This is a genomic window from Kitasatospora sp. NPDC051170, from assembly GCF_044455705.1.
In the GTDB taxonomy this organism is placed as follows: Bacteria; Actinomycetota; Actinomycetes; order Streptomycetales; family Streptomycetaceae; genus Kitasatospora.
Window position 1 is genome coordinate 68912 of sequence record NZ_JBITFA010000020.1, and the last position, 14459, is coordinate 83370.

The 14459-nt window shown below is 72.1% G+C and carries 10 protein-coding genes; 1 reads left to right on the forward strand and 9 read right to left on the reverse strand.

Annotated features, from left to right (window positions below; all coding sequences use genetic code 11):
- Positions 1-160 precede the first annotated feature (160 nt).
- The 6 genes from ACIBCA_RS32765 to nrdR all read right to left on the reverse strand — a co-directional run bounded on the left by ACIBCA_RS32765 (position 161) and on the right by nrdR (position 7734).
- Entirely contained in the window at positions 161-1543 is a 1383-nt protein-coding gene (locus tag ACIBCA_RS32765; RefSeq protein ID WP_396286705.1) for an ABC transporter substrate-binding protein, read from the reverse strand.
- A gap of 207 nt (positions 1544-1750) precedes the next feature.
- Entirely contained in the window at positions 1751-2980 is a 1230-nt protein-coding gene (locus tag ACIBCA_RS32770) for a cytochrome P450 (protein ID WP_396286706.1), read from the reverse strand.
- Positions 2981-3159: 179 nt separating this feature from the next.
- The gene (locus ACIBCA_RS32775) at positions 3160-3738 is read right to left on the reverse strand and encodes a Clp protease N-terminal domain-containing protein (RefSeq protein WP_396286707.1); all 579 of its coding nucleotides are present in this window, start codon (positions 3736-3738) and stop codon (positions 3160-3162) included.
- Between the two features lie 3 nt (positions 3739-3741).
- Complete coding sequence (locus tag ACIBCA_RS32780) at positions 3742-3978, reverse strand: RNA polymerase subunit sigma-70 (protein ID WP_396286708.1); 237 nt, start codon at positions 3976-3978, stop codon at positions 3742-3744.
- 166 nt (positions 3979-4144) lie between these two features.
- Positions 4145-7036, reverse strand: a complete 2892-nt coding sequence (locus tag ACIBCA_RS32785; RefSeq protein ID WP_396286709.1) for a vitamin B12-dependent ribonucleotide reductase — start codon at positions 7034-7036, stop codon at positions 4145-4147.
- 200 nt (positions 7037-7236) lie between these two features.
- Positions 7237-7734, reverse strand: a complete 498-nt coding sequence (nrdR, locus tag ACIBCA_RS32790) for a transcriptional regulator NrdR (RefSeq protein WP_396286710.1) — start codon at positions 7732-7734, stop codon at positions 7237-7239.
- A 530-nt stretch (positions 7735-8264) separates the two neighbouring features.
- On the opposite strand from nrdR, the gene lexA reads away from it, so the two are divergent.
- Positions 8265-8960 carry a transcriptional repressor LexA gene (gene lexA, locus ACIBCA_RS32795; RefSeq protein ID WP_396286755.1) on the forward strand — a complete coding sequence of 232 codons (696 nt, stop codon included), beginning with the start codon at positions 8265-8267 and terminating at the stop codon, positions 8958-8960.
- 124 nt (positions 8961-9084) lie between these two features.
- On the opposite strand, the gene ACIBCA_RS32800 is transcribed toward lexA, so the two are convergent.
- From ACIBCA_RS32800 to ACIBCA_RS32810, 3 genes are read right to left on the reverse strand one after another with little or no spacing between them, the layout of a single operon-like run.
- Positions 9085-11217: an ATP-dependent DNA helicase gene (locus tag ACIBCA_RS32800; RefSeq protein ID WP_396286711.1), complete on the reverse strand. Its 2133-nt coding sequence runs from the start codon at positions 11215-11217 to the stop codon at positions 9085-9087.
- 12 nt (positions 11218-11229) lie between these two features.
- A complete protein-coding gene (locus tag ACIBCA_RS32805) occupies positions 11230-13095 on the reverse strand; it encodes an IucA/IucC family protein (protein ID WP_396286712.1) in 1866 nt (621 codons plus the stop codon).
- The gene (locus ACIBCA_RS32810) at positions 13073-14458 is read right to left on the reverse strand and encodes a lysine N(6)-hydroxylase/L-ornithine N(5)-oxygenase family protein (protein ID WP_396286713.1); all 1386 of its coding nucleotides are present in this window, start codon (positions 14456-14458) and stop codon (positions 13073-13075) included. The genes ACIBCA_RS32805 and ACIBCA_RS32810 overlap by 23 nt, the downstream gene beginning before the upstream one ends.
- Position 14459: the final 1 nt, after the last annotated feature.

Consider the following 14459-nt stretch of genomic DNA (forward strand, 5'->3'; position numbering starts at 1 on the left):
GGGCCTTTATTTGGGGCTGGGGGGGGGGTTTTGGGGGGGGGGGGGGGGGGGGGGGTGGGGGGGGGGGGGGGGGGGGGGGGGGGGGGGGGGGGGGGTGGCCCCGCACCGCCCTCGGCAGATGGTCCCGGTGAGCCCGGCCGACCGTCCCGGCGCGGGCCGGCTACTGCGGCCAGGCGGCGTCGATGTCGGCGGCGGTCTTCTGGATCGACTGGCCCTCCGCGAACCAGGCCGTCAGCGACTTCCACTCCTGCCCCGCGCCCACCGCGGCCGGCATCAGGTCGGAGGCGTCGAAGCGGAAGGTGGCGGCCGGGTCGGTCAGCGCCGCGGCCGACAGCTGGTCGATCGGATCGGTGTACAGGCTCTTGTCCACGCCCTGGTTGGCCGAGACCCAGCCGGTCGCCGTCCTCACCCGGCTGCTCGCCCACTCCGAACTGGACAGGTAGTTCTGCACCGCCTGCACCTCGGGCTTGTCGGAGAACGCGGCCAGGAACTCGCCGCCGCCCTCGACCGGGCTGGGGATCGACGGGTTCACCGCGGGCAGGTGGAAGGCGAAGACGTCCCCGTCCGGGCCGACCTTGGTGCCCTTGGGCCACTGCGCCTCGTAGAAGGACGCCTGCTGGAGCATCGCGCACTTGCCGGTGAGGACCGGCGCGCCCGCGTCCTGGAAGGTGGTGGTCGCGATCGACTTGACGTCGCCGTAACCGCCGTTGACCCAGGCCGGGTTCTGCAACCAGTCGGCCACGGTCCTCATCGCCGTCCGGATCTTCTCGTCGGAGAACTTGACCTGGTGGCCCACCCACTGGTCGTACACCTCACCGCCGTACGTGCCCAGCACCACCTCCTCCAACCAGTCGGTGGCCGGCCAGCCCGTCGCCGTGCCGGAGGCGATGCCGCCGCACCAGGGCTTCGGCCCGCCCGCCTTGGCGATCCGGTCGCTGAGCGCCATCAGGTCCGCCCAGGTCTTCGGCACCTCGTACCCGGCCGCCTTGAACGTCTTCGGCGAGTACCAGACCAGCGACTTCATGTTGGCGCTCATCGGCGCCGCGTAGAAGGTGCCGTTGACCGAACCGTACGTCTTCCAGACCGGGCTCCACCTGTTCTGGTTCTCCACGGTCTTCGCGGGCGGCTTGACGACCTTGCCGCTCTTCACCATCTGCGCCAGCAGGCCCGGTTGGGGGATGATCGCGAGGTCCGGGGTGTTGCCGCCGGCCACCCGCACGGGCAGCTGGGACTCGAAGTCGTTGGACCCCTCGTAGCTGATCCTGATCCCGGTGCACCGGCTGAACTCGGCCCAGGACTTCTCCAGGTTGTCCGACTCCGGGCTCAGGATCGAGGCGAACATCGTCACCTTGGTCCCCGAGTGCCCCGCGTACTCCTGGTACTTGGCGCAGTCACCGGTCAGCGACGACGCTGCGCCGCCGCCACCGGAACCACTCGAACTGTTGGAGCAGGCCGCCGTCAGGGCCAGTACCGCCAGCAGGGCGGGTACGGCGGCGAATCTGTGGCGTGAACCCGTGGACGGCGCGGGCGGGTTGAGGGTCAATGCGGTTCTCCTCGCCAGGGCGTGCTGCCGACTGTGAGCTGAACGACATCGCGCTGTACGGGAGTTGGCGTACGGGGATCGCAGGGTGAGCGAACGACCGGGCGGCCGAACCGATCCGTAGACGTTAACGCAGCCACCCGCCGCCGTCGAGATCCGCGTCCGGCCTTCGCACTGGCCTTCGCACCGGCCCTCCCACCGGCCCTGCCCTCAGCGGAGCCGGACCGGCAGCTCCAGCAGGCTGTTGACCACCAGCGACGGGCTCATCCGCAGTTCGCCGTCCGGCACCGCGAGGGCGAGATCCGGGAAGCGCTCGAACAGCGCCGGCAGCGCGACCCCCGCCTCCAGCCGCGCCAGCGGCGACCCCGGGCAGACGTGCGGGCCGTGGCCGAAGGACAGGTGGCGGCTCTGGTCACGGGTGACGTCGAACAGCTCCGCCGTCACCCCGTGCTGCAGCGGGTCCCGGCCGATCGCGTTGTACGAGACCAACACCGGCTCCCCCGCCGGGATCACCAGATCCCCGACCTCGATCTCCTCCGCGGCGAAGCGGAACAGGAAGTTGCTGGTCGGCGGCGTCCAGCGCAGCGACTCCTCCACCACCGCGTCCCAGGACACCTCCCCCGCACGCACCAGCGCCAGCTGCTCCGGGTGCGCCAGCAGCGCCCGGACGGCGTTGCCGATCAGGTTCACCGTCGTCTCGTGCCCGGCCGCGATGATCACCCGCAGGGTGGCCGCCGCCTCCGCGTCGGTCAGCGCCCCGCCCTCGGCGTCGGCCGCCAGCAGGGCGCTGGCCAGGTCCTCGCCGGGGGCCGAACGGCGCTGCGCCACCAGGTCGTTGACGAAGGCGTTCAGGGCGGCGACCGTCGCCCGGATGCCCTCCGGGTCCGGCTTGATGCCGAAGAACCGCTCGTACAGGTCGCGCAGGACGGCGTGGTCGCGCTCCGGCACACCCAGCAGGGAGCAGATCACCGTCATCGGCAGCGGGAAGGCGAAGGCCGCCTTGAGGTCCACCACCCGCTCACCCGTTCGAAGACCCGCCTCGAGGCCGTCCAGCAGGGCGCGGGTGATCTCCTCCACGCGCGGACGCATCAGCTCGACCCGGCGCGGGGTGAACGCCTGGGCGACGATCGCGCGCAGCCGGCGGTGCTCGGCGCCGTCCGTGGTGACCATGCTCGGGCCGGGCACCGCGAGGCCGATCAGCGGCCAGTTCGCGGGCACCTCGCCGCGCTGGTAGGCGGCCCAGTGCCGGGCGTCCTTGACCATGCGGGCGTCGGTGAGCAGGTCCCGCGCGGCCGCGTGCTGCGCCACCGCCCAGGCGGCGACCCCGCCGGGCAGGACCACCGGCACCACCGGTCCGGCCGCCCGCAGCAGGGCGCCTTCGGCGGCGCTGTCACGGGCCAGCGGGTCGAGGGCGATCGGGGCCTGGGCGGCGGCGGTCATCGGCGGTCTCCTTCGAGTCGGGCGCGCACACCAGACCGCCCGGCGACGTCGGGAGACGTCTCCGGGCGGCTGTTCGGTTCACGCGATCCGGCCGATCATAGTCATTCAGTTCGCCGACTCAACCGGACGGCTGACGTGACGTCCGGCCCCGCGAGCACCGCACACGTACGACCCCCGGCTCACCCGGACCCCGTCGCCAGCGCCCCCTCGATCGCGCTCCGGACGGCGGCGAGGTCCAGCCCGTGGTCGGCGATCACCTTCACACCCAGCCCCTCGCCCTCCCGGATCACCCCGAGCAGCAGGTGGCCCACGCCGATACGGCCCGACCTGAGCTGCAGCGACTCGCGCAGGGACAGCTCCAGGGCCTTCCTCGCCCGGGGCGTGAAGGGCGCGCGCCCGAACGAGACCGAGCCGGAGCGGAACCACCCCCGGCGCCTGGGCTCCTGCACCGCCGGAGCGTCCAGCGCGCCCTCCCCGAACACGGACTCCACGGCCTCCCGCACCGCGTCCAGGTCCACCCCGATCGAGGCCAGCGCCTGCGCCCGGTCGCCCTCCCCGAGCAGTCGGCGCACGGCCGCCCGCGCCGTCTCCAGGTCCAGCCCGGCGTCGATCAGCACCGCGGCGGACGGGTCGCCGGTCTGCCGCAGGGCCGCCAGCAGCAGGTGCTCCGTCCCCACGGAGGAGTGATGCAGCTCCCGCGCCTCGTCCGTCGCGGCGACCACCGTCTCCCGGGCCGCCTCCGTGAAACGCTCGAACATCGCTCAGCCTCCGTCCTCGTCCTTACCGGCTCCACGTCGGGCGTACTTCTTGTGCACCGCCTGCCTGGTCACCCCGAGGCAGACCGCGATGTCCTGCCAGGACCAGCCCTGCGCACGGGCGCTGCCCACCTGCAAGCCCTCCAGCCGGTCCGCGAGATCCCGAAGGGCGCGGACCGCCCGGAGCCCCACGGCGGGGTCACGGCTGCTCGCCGCGGCCGCGAGTTCTCCGCTGTCGCTCATGCTGTCAACTATGGTTGACACCACCCCTGGCGTCAACCCCGGTTGACAGATCCCGGCGCCCGCCGCACCGCGCCGAGACGCGCAGCGGCAGCCCGGCCCCAACGATGAAGAGGCGGGGCGGGGACCGAAGTCCCCGCCCCGCCTCAGCGGTGCGTCAAGCCGGTGATCAGCTGCAGCCGCTGGTGGAGCCGCAGCCCTCGCAGAGGTAGCAGGAGCCGGCGCGGCGCATCTTGGTGCCGCAGGAGAGGCAGAGAGGAGCATCGGCGTTGAGGCCGAGCTGGATCTCCATCAGCTCCGTGGAGTTGTGGGCCTGCCGGGGGGCCGCCTTGGGGGCCTCGACGGCGGCCGGGGCCGGGGTCGGGGCGGCGGGCTTGGCGGCGACCGGGGCGGACTGGGCGAGGGACTCGGTGTCGAGCTCCTCGGCCTCCAGCGGCTCGTAGGAGCCCGTCTCCAGGTGGCGCGTGCGCTCCTCGACGGAGTGGATGCCCAGCGCCGAGCGGGTCTCGAACGGCAGGAAGTCCAGCGCCAGGCGGCGGAAGATGTAGTCGACGATCGACTGCGCCATCCGCACGTCCGGGTCGTCGGTCAGACCGGCCGGCTCGAAGCGCATGTTGGTGAACTTCGAGACGTACGTCTCCAGCGGCACACCGTACTGGAGGCCGACCGAGACGGCGATGGAGAAGGCGTCCATCATGCCCGCGAGGGTCGAGCCCTGCTTGGACATCTTCAGGAAGACCTCGCCGAGGCCGTCGTCCGGGTAGGAGTTGGCGGTCATGTAGCCCTCGGCGCCACCGACCGTGAAGGAGGTGGTGATGCCGGGACGGCCCTTGGGCAGGCGCTTGCGGACCGGGCGGTACTCGACGACCTTCTCGACCGCGGGGGCCGGGGCCTCCTCGGCCTTGGCCTCGGTCTCCTTCTTCTTGGCGGAGAGCGGCTGGCCGACCTTCGAGTTTTCGCGGTAGATGGCGAGCGCCTTGACGCCCATCTTCCACGCCTCGAAGTAGATCTCCTCGACGTCCTCGACGGTCGCGCTGCCGGGCATGTTGACCGTCTTGGAGATGGCGCCGGAGATCCAGGGCTGGATCGCCGCCATCATCCGCACGTGGCCCATCGGCGAGATGGTGCGCTCGCCCATCGCGCAGTCGAACACCTCGTAGTGCTCGGACTTGAGGCCCGGCGCGTCCACGACGTTGCCGTGCTCGGCGATGTGGGCGACGATCGCCTCGATCCGCTCGTCCTGGTAGCCGAGGCGCTTGAGCGCCCGCGGCACGGTGCCGTTGACGATCTGCATCGAGCCGCCGCCGACGAGCTTCTTGAACTTGACCAGGGCCAGGTCGGGCTCGACGCCGGTGGTGTCGCAGTCCATCATCAGGCCGATGGTGCCGGTGGGGGCGAGCACCGACGCCTGGGCGTTGCGGAAACCGTTCTGCGCGCCGACGCGCAGCACGTCCTGCCAGGACTTGTTGGCCGCGAGCCGGACCGGGGCGTCGAGCTCGTCGTAGGAGACGGCGTCCAGGGAGGCGTCGGCGTGCTGCTTCATGACGCGCTGGTGCGCGGTCGCGTTGCGGGCGTAGCCGTCGTACGGGCCGACGACGCCGGCGAGTTCGGCGCCGCGGCGGTAGGCGGTGCCGGTCATCAGGGAGGTGATGGCGCCGGCCAGGGCGCGGCCGCCCTCGCTGTCGTAGGCGTGGCCGGTGGCCATCAGCAGGGCGCCGAGGTTGGCGTAGCCGATGCCGAGCTGGCGGTAGGCGCGGGTGGTCTCGCCGATCTTCTCGGTGGGGAAGTCGGCGAAGCAGATGGAGATGTCCATCGCGGTGATGACCAGCTCGACGACCTTGGCGAAGCGCTCGGCGTCGAACGAGTCGTCGTCCCGCAGGAACTTCATCAGGTTGAGCGAGGCGAGGTTGCAGCTGGAGTTGTCCAGGTGCATGTACTCCGAGCACGGGTTGGACGCGTTGATGCGGCCCGACTCCGGGCAGGTGTGCCAGTGGTTGATGGTGGAGTCGTACTGGATTCCGGGGTCGGCGCAGGCCCAGGCGGCCTCGGCCATCTTGCGGAACAGCTTCTTGGCGTCGACGGTCTCGATGACCTCGCCGGTCATCCGGGCGCGCAGGCCGAATTCGGTGCCGTTCTCGACGGCGGTCATGAATTCGTCGTTGACGCGGACGGAGTTGTTGGCGTTCTGGTACTGGACGGACGTGATGTCGTCGCCGCCCAGGTCCATGTCGAAGCCCGCGTCGCGCAGGGCGCGGATCTTCTCCTCCTCCTTCACCTTGGTCTCGATGAAGGCTTCGACGTCCGGGTGGTCGACGTCGAGGACGACCATCTTGGCCGCGCGGCGGGTGGCGCCGCCGGACTTGATGGTGCCGGCGGAGGCGTCGGCGCCGCGCATGAAGGAGACCGGGCCGGAGGCGTTGCCGCCGGAGGAGAGCAGTTCCTTGCTGGAGCGGATGCGGGAGAGGTTGAGGCCGGCGCCGGAGCCGCCCTTGAAGATCATGCCCTCTTCCTTGTACCAGTCGAGGATCGACTCCATGGAGTCGTCGACGGACAGGATGAAGCAGGCGCTGACCTGCTGGGGCTGCTTGGTGCCGACGTTGAACCAGACCGGCGAGTTGAAGCTGAACACCTGGTGGAGGAGGGCGTGGGTCAGCTCGTGCTCGAAGACCTCGGCGTCGTCCTTGGTGGCGAAGTAGCCGTGCTTCTCGCCGGCGGCGCGGTAGGTGAGCACCACGCGGTCGATGATCTGCTTGAGGCTCCACTCGCGCTGCGGGGTGCCGACCGCGCCGCGGAAGTACTTGGACGTGACGATGTTGACGGCGTTGACCGACCAGAAGTCGGGGAACTCCACGCCGCGCTGCTCGAAGTTGATCGAGCCGTCGCGCCAGTTGGTCATGACGACGTCGCGCCGCTCCCAGCGGACCTCGTCGTACGGGTGCACGCCAGGAGTGGTGTAGATGCGCCCGATCTTGAGGCCGCCCTTGGGGGCCTTGCCGGCGCCCTTGGCCGCGGTCTTGTCGGACTTCGACCCTCGTGCGGAACCGCTCGTGGTGTCTGTCACTTCTCCTCCTCCTGGGCAAACGCCCGAAGCGCCCTGAAAAGTCCGGGCACCGCTGGTTCGTTCTTCCGGTGTGCGGGCAGGCGGAGCCTCGCCTGCTTGCGCACGGTTTGTGATGTTCTGCGCCCCGGTTTCGGGCGCGCGGGGCCCCGGGGGGCCGTCGTGGTGCGGGGTGGCCCGCGAGGGGGCCGGGGGCGCGCCGGTTAGGGCGCGGGGACGGGGACGGACACGCAGGCGTCCTCCCCTTCCGGGGTCGACCGCTCGGCGCGGAGTTCCGCGATGGCGGCCTCGAAGTCTTCCAGTCCGTCGTACGCCTGGTACACGCTGGCGAAGCGCAGGTAGGCGACCACGTCGAGTTCCTTGAGCGGGCCGAGTATGGCCAGCCCGACGTCGTGGGTGGTCAGCTCCGCGCTGCCGCTGCCGCGCAGGCACTCCTCGACCCGCTGGCCGAGCTGTGCGAGCGCGTCCTCGGTGACCGGGCGGCCCTGGCACGCCTTGCGGACGCCGGTGATCACCTTCTGCCGCGAGAACGGTTCCGTCACGCCGCTGCGCTTGATGACCATCAGTGCGGCCGTCTCCACCGTGGTGAAGCGGCGGCCGCAGTCCGGGCACTGTCGGCGGCGTCGGATGGAGCTGCCGTCCTCGGTGGTCCGGCTGTCGACAACGCGGCTGTCGGAGTGCCGGCAGAAGGGGCAGTGCACCTGAGAGATCCCTCCCTGGCAGGACGTGCGGACCGGTTGAGTCTATGCGATGTGCCCGGGGCCTCGGCAAGCTGATCATGCGCCGTGACCACTACCACTGGGCACGGAGAGGACTGTAGCCACTACATCTAGGTCTTCGGGGGAGGCGGCACCCCTGGCGTGTCGAGGGGAGATTAGACTTCCGAAGTCAACTTCCGGTCGAACATTTAATCGATGTACAACAAAGCCTTGATCGAGTCAGTCAACTCCCGAATAATTCACTCGAACGTGTGTTTGGCGCAACCTTTCGATAGGAGGCGCGTTGGGCTGGAAAAGGGAGAGGACAGCCGTCGAGAGGGGCCGCCGTGAACACGATCGAGAGCAACACCATCCCGGTGCAGGAACACTCCCAGTTCAAGGTGGGGCAGCGCACCACGAATCCGCAGGGTGTGGACATCAATATGGACCGTAGCGAAGAACACCGCCTCTCCGGAGCGGCCCTCTCCGGCGCGGGCCGCGTCCCCGACCAGCCGATCGAGCACTCCCCCGCCATGGACGACACCCACCACTCCCCCGCCCGCGCCCTGCCCGGGCGCCCCCCCGGAATCCGCACGGACGAAGCGGGCCTCACCGAGCGCCAGCGGCGCGTGATCGAGGTCATCCGGGACTCCGTCCAGCGCCGGGGGTACCCGCCGTCCATGCGTGAGATCGGCCAGGCCGTGGGCCTGTCCAGCACGTCCTCCGTCGCCCACCAGCTGATGGCGCTGGAGCGCAAGGGCTTCCTGCGCAGGGACCCGCACCGGCCCCGCGCCTACGAGGTCCGCGGCGTCGAGGTGGCCCGCCCCAACACCGCCGAGACGGCCGGGCGCCCCTCCACCTCGTACGTGCCGCTGGTCGGCCGGATCGCCGCCGGCGGGCCCATCCTCGCCGAGCAGACGGTCGAGGACGTCTTCCCGCTGCCGCGCCAGCTCGTCGGCGAGGGCGAGCTGTTCGCGCTCACCGTCCGCGGGGACTCGATGATCGAGGCCGCCATCTGCGACGGCGACTGGGTCACCGTGCGCCGCCAGCCCGTCGCCGAGAACGGCGACATCGTGGCCGCCATGATCGACGGCGAGGCCACCGTCAAGCGCCTCAAGCGCGAGGACGGCCGGATCTGGCTGATGCCGCACAACCCGGCGTACGAGCCGATCAACGGCGACAACGCGACCATCCTGGGCAAGGTCGTCGCCGTCCTGCGCCGCCTCTGACGGGCCGCGCACCGCGCCGCTCCCCGACGGGCCGCGCACCGCACCACCGACCACGGGAAGGGGCTCCACCGCGGAGAATCCGCGGGGAGCCCCTCCGTCGTTCCCCAGGAAGCTCGCGGGGCCCTCAGCCCCGCTTCGCCACCGGCCGCACCGGCTCCGCCGAGGCGTCGATGGCCGCCAGCGAGCGCCGCACCTGGTTGCGGTCCGTGGTGTACCAGAACTCGGGCATCGAGGAGCGGAAGAAGCCCCCGTACCGCTTGGTCTCCACCCGCGGGTCGAGCACCGCCACCACGCCCCGGTCCTCCGAGGCGCGCACCAGCCGGCCCGCGCCCTGCGCCATCAGCAGCGCCGCATGGGTGGCCGCCACGGCCATGAAGCCGTTCCCGCCGTGCTGCTCGACGTCCTTCTGCCGGGCGCTCATCAGCGGGTCGTCCGGCCGCGGGAACGGGATGCGGTCCATGACGACCAGCTGGCAGGCCGAGCCGGGCACGTCCACGCCCTGCCAGAGCGACAGCGTGCCGAACAGGCAGGTGGTCGCGTCCGAGGCGAACTCCCGGATCAGCTCGCCGAGGGTGTCCTCGCCCTGGAGCAGGACCCGGTGGTCCAGCCGCTCCCGCATCGCCTCGGCGGCCGCCTGGGCGCCGCGCATGGAGGAGAACAGGCCCAGCGTGCGCCCGCCCGCCGCGCCGATCAGCTCCTCCAACTCGTCGAGCATGTCCGGCCGTTCGGGATCGCGCCCGGGGTCGGCGAGGTGCTTGGCGACGTACAGGATGCCCTGCTTGGGGTACTTGAACGGCGAGCCGACGTCGATGCCCCGCCAGTACGGGACGGCGTCCTCCTCGAAGGACAGGCCCGGCTCCGGGTTGTCCCCCGGCGTGCGCTCGTCCGGCAGCCGGGCCTCCTTGGGCAGGCCCACCGATCCGGCCACGCCGTTGAAGTCCCCGCCGAGCTTGAGGGTGGCCGAGGTGAGCACCACCGAGCGCTCCTTGTACAGGCCCTCGCGCAGCAGCCCGGACACGCTCAGCGGCGCGACCCTCAGCGAGGCCGTGCCCAGCCCGTAGCGGTCGCTGCGCTCGATCCAGACCACGTCGTACTCGGAGCCCTCCAGCAGCCGGTCCGCCGTCTCGTGCAGCGTCTCCGCCGAGGCCATCGCCTGCTTGCGCACGGCGTCCTCGTCGCTGAGCCCCTTGTCCCTGGTCTCCCCGAGCGAGGTGATCACCTGCCGGGAGGCGTCCCGGATCGCGGTGACGGCGTACGCCAGGTATTCGGGCAGCTCCTCCACCCGGCCGGGCTGGGCGGTCTCCATCAGGCCGTGGTAGTTCTCGGCGGCGGCCTGCAGCGCGTCCACGGCCTTCTCGTTGGCCAGGCGCGCCGCCCGCTTCACGGCCCGGTTGACGGCGCCCACGGTCAGCTCGGCGGTGGCCGCGCCGGTGACGCGGTTGACCAGCTCGTGCGCCTCGTCCACGATCAGCAGCCCGTGCTCGGGCAGCACCGGCGCGCCCTCGATCGCGTCGATCGCCAGCATCGCGTGGTTGGTGACCACGACGTCTGCCAGCTTGGCGCGCTCGCGGGCCTTCTCGGCGAAGCACTCCTGCCCGTACGCGCAGCGGGTGGCGCCCAGGCACTCCTTGGAGGTGACGGCCAGCTGCGCCCACGCCTTGTCGGAGACGCCGGGGCTCATGTCGTCGCGGTCGCCGGTCTCCGTCTCCTCGGCCCAGTCGCGCAGCCGCAGGACGTCCTTCCCGAGCTTGCCGGTGGGGCCGCCGAGCGCGTCCACCGCGTCGAACAGGCCCTCGCCCTCCTCGCTCGGGGTGCCCTCGTTGACGCGGTGCAGGCACACGTAGTTGGACCGGCCCTTGAGCATCGCGAACAGCGGGCGCCGCCGCAGCACCGGGTGCAGCGCCTCGACAGTGCGCGGCAAGTCCCGTTCCACGAGCTGGCGTTGGAGCGCCAGGGTGGCGGTGGCGACGACCACGCGGTCGCCATGGGCCAGCGCCGGCACCAGGTAGGCGAGGGACTTCCCGGTGCCGGTGCCGGCCTGGACGAGCAGGTGCTCGCCGTGGTCGACGGCGTCGGCGACGGCCTCGGCCATCCGGAGCTGGCCGGGGCGTTCCACGCCGCCCACGGCCGCCACCGCGGCGTGCAGCAGATCGGGGATGCGCGAGCGCGGGACGGCCACGGGCTCTTCGACCTCGGCGGCCTCGGCAGCCTCGTCGTCGAGCGGTGCCGCGAGCTGGGATTCGGAGTCGTTCGTCATGACACTCCCACCCTACGGGGCAGGGGCGACAATCCGATCCTGCTGCGCGGGAAGACGCTGCCCGGAGGGGCTCCGCGAAGGACTCGGCGCCGGAAGACGCACGTCCACCCCGACCAGCGCGTTGGGCACCGTCCCGTGCCGCGCGGCGTGCGGGCGGGCGGGGCGGTCGTGGTAACCGTCCAGGAGCAGCCGGTTGCGGTTGAGGCAGAGCCGGTCGATCTCGGGCCGGAACAGGTCGAAGAGCTCGAAGCGCTCGCCCAGCTCGGGGAAGCGCGCCTGGTGGCCGCGGATCCCGGCGCGCAGCAGCGCCCAGAACTCCGTCTCGGGCAGGCCCGTCTGCGCCTCCAGCAGCGGGGCGAGGTAGCGGAAGACGCCGATGAGGAGCCCGGAGTGGATGAACTGGCACAGGCCCTGGGGGTTCTCCCGCAGCAGCACCTCGGCGACCTCGGCGGGCAGGTCGCGCAGTTCGGGCAGGTCCTGGTCGCTGAGGTTGACGTCGTCCACGAAGTCCTTGACCGCGAGCCTGGCGGGCACGTCCCGCTCGTCGAAGACCACGATCGCGTTCTCCCCGTGCGGGGAGAAGACCAGCCCGTAGCGGTAGAGGAAGTGCAGCAGCGGCGGCAGCATCGCGGCGAAGAGCCGGCCCGTCCACTCGGCGGGGGTGAGCCCGGAGCGGTCGATCAGCTCGGCGGCGAGCGCCCGCCCGTCGGAGCCGGTCTGCAGCAGGGCGGCCAGGGTGCGGGCGCGCTCGCCGGGCTCGAGGAAGGGGCCGAGCGGTTCGCGCCAGATCGCGCCGAGCAGCTCCTTGTACTGGTAGGGCGCCTCGGGCAGCTCCCGGTAGACGGGGTGGTCGACGGTGACGGAGGCGATCTCGCCGAGGAGGATCACCCGGCACTCGTCGCGCAGGTACGGGTCCTTGTCGCGCAGCCCGTGCAGCCAGGCGGTGACGGCGGGCGCGGCGAGGGTGCGCTCGGTGGGCAGGCCCCGCCAGACCAGGGTGTTGAGGATGGACAGGGGCAGCTTGACGGTGCAGCGCTCGGGGTGGGCGGTGTTGAAGAAGGAGCGGATGGACTGCTGCGGCAGCCGTGGGTCGCCGTCCGTGGGCAGCGGGACGATCTCGCCGGAGGCGATCCAGGGGGCGAACAGCGGCAGGACGGTCTGCTCCCACTGCCAGGGGTGGACGGGCAGCAGCAGGTAGTCCTCCGCGTCGGGGCCGAGCACGGCGCGCAGCGCGTCCACGTCGTCGAGCTCGCGGGCGTACAGCTGCTCGGGCCGCTCCAGGCCGGGCACGCCGCGGTACTCGGCGAGCCGGCGGTGCACGGCGATCCAGGGCAGCGGGCGGGGGCTGCGGGCCTCGGGGGTCCAGCGGGCGGCGTCGCTGCCGGAGAAGCCGATGCGCCCCTTGTTGGGGACGATCCAGGGGTGGCCGCCCTGGCGGCCCTCGATGGCGGGGTGGTCGAGCTCGGCGAGTTCGGCGGCGCTGAGGGCGGTGGCGAGCTGGCGGGCGTCGGCGGTGAGGGTGGCGGCGAGCTCGCGCACGAGATGGCCCGCGGTCTCGCCGCCGACGCCCAGGGTGGTGCGGGCGTACGGGAGGAAGCGCAGCGGGTCCAGCCCTTCCGGGCGGGTGCAGCGCACGGAGGCCGGGTCGACCTGCCAGCTGCCGTACGCGCCCCGGCGGGCGGTGAACTCGTAGGCGACGTCGGGTAGTTCGAGACGGTACTCACCCTCGGCCCGGCCGGGCGCGGGGGTGAGCAGCTCCTCGTAGGCGAACTCGCCGATCATCTTGGCCAGGAGGTCGCGCGCGGCCCGGCGCCAGTGTCCGGCGGTGAGGTGCGGTGGCAGGTAGAGCGGGGTGTCAGCGGCCGGCGGTTGCGGCACGGGTCAGCTCCTGGGGGCGAGGGATGGAGGCTTGCGGGGTGGGCGCGGGTGGCGCGAAGCCCGTCCAGGCGGTGCGGGTGGGCAGGCGGTGGACGGTGCGCCCGGTGAGGGCGTTGAGGATGACGGCGGCCCGGTGGGCGCCGAGCCCGAGGTCGGGGGTGCCGACGCCGTGGGTGTGCAGCTCGGCGTTCTGGACGTAGAGGCCGCCGGTGAGTTCGGGTCGGGTGGCGACGCGGTGGTCGAGGTCCACCCGGTAGCGCCCGGTCTCGTCCCAGTCGATCAGGTGGGCGAGCGGTTCGAGCGCGGCGGGCCGGACGGCCCGGTAGCCGGTGGCGAGCACCACGGCGTCGGTGCGCAGCAGGTGCTCGGTGCCGGAGTCGGTGTGCCGGCAGTGCAGTTCGAGGCCCCCGCAGGGGCCGGGGCGGGCGGTGGTGACGGCGGTGCCGGGGGTGATCTCGACGGGCGCGGAGTCGATCGGGCGGCCGATGGTGCGCTCGTAGAGGTGGTCGTGGATCTCGGCGAGGGTCTCGGCGCTGGCGGCCTTGTGGAGCTGCCACTGGGCGGTGACGAGGCCGTCGCGCACGGGCGCGGGCAGGCCGTGGAAGTAGCGGGTGTAGTCGGGGGTGAAGTGCTCCAGGCCGAGCTTGGAGTACTCCATGGGGGCGAGCGCCCTGGTCCGGGTGAGCCAGCGCAGCCGGACGCCGTCGCCCTGGTGGCGGCGCAGCAGGTCGAGGAAGACCTCGGCGCCGGACTGGCCGCTGCCGACGACGGTGATGTCCCGGGCGCCGTCGAGGTCGGCGCGGCGGTCGAGGTACTGGGCGGAGTGGAAGGCGCCGGGGTGGCCGGCCAGTTCGGCGAAGGCGTCGGGTACGACGGGTTCGGTGCCCACGCCGAGGGCGAGGTGGCGGGCGCGGACGGTGGAGCGGCGGCCGGTGGCGGTCTCGGTCAGCTCGGCGCGGTAGTGGGGATCCTCCCAGCGCAGGGCGGTGACCTCGGTGCCGAAGCGGCAGGTGGGCAGCCCTTCGGCGGCCCAGCGGCAGTACTGGTCGTACTCGCGGCGGGGCAGCTGGAAGCGCTCGGAGAAGTAGAACGGGAACAGCCGGTCCTGCTCGCGCAGGTAGTTGAGGAAGGACCAGCGGCTGGTCGGGTCGACGAGGGAGACGAGGTCGGCGAGGAAGGGCACCTGCATCCGGGCGCCGTCCACCAGCATGCCGTGGTGCCAGCGGAAGTCCGGGCGCCGGTCGCAGAAGAGCGTGCGCAGGCCGGGCACGGGGTCGGCGAGCGCGGCGAGCGAGAGGTTGAACGGGCCGAGGCCGACGCCGAGCAGGTCGTACGGCGGCTGGGCGGGTGCCGGTGTGTCCACG

Excerpts from the sequence above, each read along its gene's own strand:
- ACIBCA_RS32775 (WP_396286707.1), bottom strand. The coding sequence starts at position 3,738 with ATGTTCGAGCGTTTCACGGAGGCGGCCCGGGAGACGGTGGTCGCCGCG.
- ACIBCA_RS32770 (WP_396286706.1), bottom strand. The coding sequence starts at position 2,980 with ATGACCGCCGCCGCCCAGGCCCCGATCGCCCTCGACCCGCTGGCCCGT.
- ACIBCA_RS32800 (WP_396286711.1), bottom strand. The coding sequence starts at position 11,217 with ATGACGAACGACTCCGAATCCCAGCTCGCGGCACCGCTCGACGACGAG.
- lexA (WP_396286755.1), top strand. The coding sequence starts at position 8,265 with ATGGACGACACCCACCACTCCCCCGCCCGCGCCCTGCCCGGGCGCCCC.
- ACIBCA_RS32780 (WP_396286708.1), bottom strand. The coding sequence starts at position 3,978 with ATGAGCGACAGCGGAGAACTCGCGGCCGCGGCGAGCAGCCGTGACCCC.